Below are 1,049 nucleotides of genomic sequence, written 5' to 3' on the forward strand. Positions count from 1 at the left end.
CTAGAGCAGATCCTGTGATCGATGAATCGATTGTGAAGTGACGGGGCGAGCGGGAGCTGATTCAACATCCACTGCGAAAGAGGTGGATGATGGGACGAGCACTGAGCGATGATCTTCGACTACGCGTGTTAAAAGCGTCTGCGGCGGGCATGTCTGCGCGCCAGTCGGCGGCGCGGTTCGGGGTTGGGATTTCGACGGCGATCCGGTGGATCGCACGAGCGAGTGACGGTGAACCTACGTCCCGGCCGCAAGGCTGGCGACGGCCATCGGTCCTTGATGCACATGAGACGTTTGTCGTGGCCATGATCGACGACCGGAAGGACGTGACGCTCGATGAAATGGTCGAGCGTCTGTCTGTTGAGCGGCAAGTAGGTATCAGCCGAAGCGCGCTCGGCGCCTGGCTGCGGGGCCGCGGCTGGACGTTTAAAAAAAGTCCGCACATGCATTGGAGCAAGACCGGCCGGACGTCCTGAAACGCCGGCGAGCCTGGTTTGAAGGGCAGCTCGACCTCGATCCGGAGAAGCTGATCTTTATAGACGAAACCAGTCTCTCGACGAAGATGGCGCGTCTGCGAGGGCGTGCCATTCGAGGTGAGCGTTGCCGAGCTGGCGTGCCGCATGGCCACTGGAAAACAACGACATTCACCGGCGCGCTCCGCCTCACAGGCATGACCGCACCCTTCGTTTATGATGGAGCGATGAACGGCAATGTCTTCCTGGCCTATGTCGAGCAAGTGCTCTCGCCGACCCTTCAGACCGGCGACGTCGTCGTTATGGATAACCTGCCGGCCCACAAGGCAGCCGGGGTGCGCGACGCCATCGAGCGCGCCGGCGCCAAACTCATGTTCCTGCCACCCTATAGTCCCGACTTTAATCCCATCGAAAACGCATTCTCCAAATTGAAAGCCATGCTGCGGGCTCGGGCGGAGCGGAAAATCGACGCCCTATGGGATGCCGTCGGCACATTGATCCCCCGATTCACATCCGCAGAATGCGCAAACTACTTCAGGGCTGCAGGATATGACCCGGATTGAACAGGATCTGCTCTAG

At 59.9% G+C, this 1,049-nt stretch carries 1 protein-coding gene; it reads left to right on the forward strand.

Going from position 1 to position 1,049, the window contains the following annotated elements; all coding sequences use genetic code 11:
* Positions 1–89 precede the first annotated feature (89 nt).
* A protein-coding gene (locus tag PH605_RS25265; protein ID WP_175422152.1) for an IS630 family transposase occupies positions 90–1,033 on the forward strand; the annotation gives its coding sequence in 2 pieces (ribosomal slippage) (positions 90–426 and positions 426–1,033; 945 coding nt in all).
* Positions 1,034–1,049 lie beyond the last annotated feature (16 nt).

Source organism: Agrobacterium sp. CFBP 3001 (genome assembly GCF_027871605.1).
GTDB classification, from domain to species: Bacteria; Pseudomonadota; Alphaproteobacteria; order Rhizobiales; family Rhizobiaceae; genus Agrobacterium; species Agrobacterium leguminum.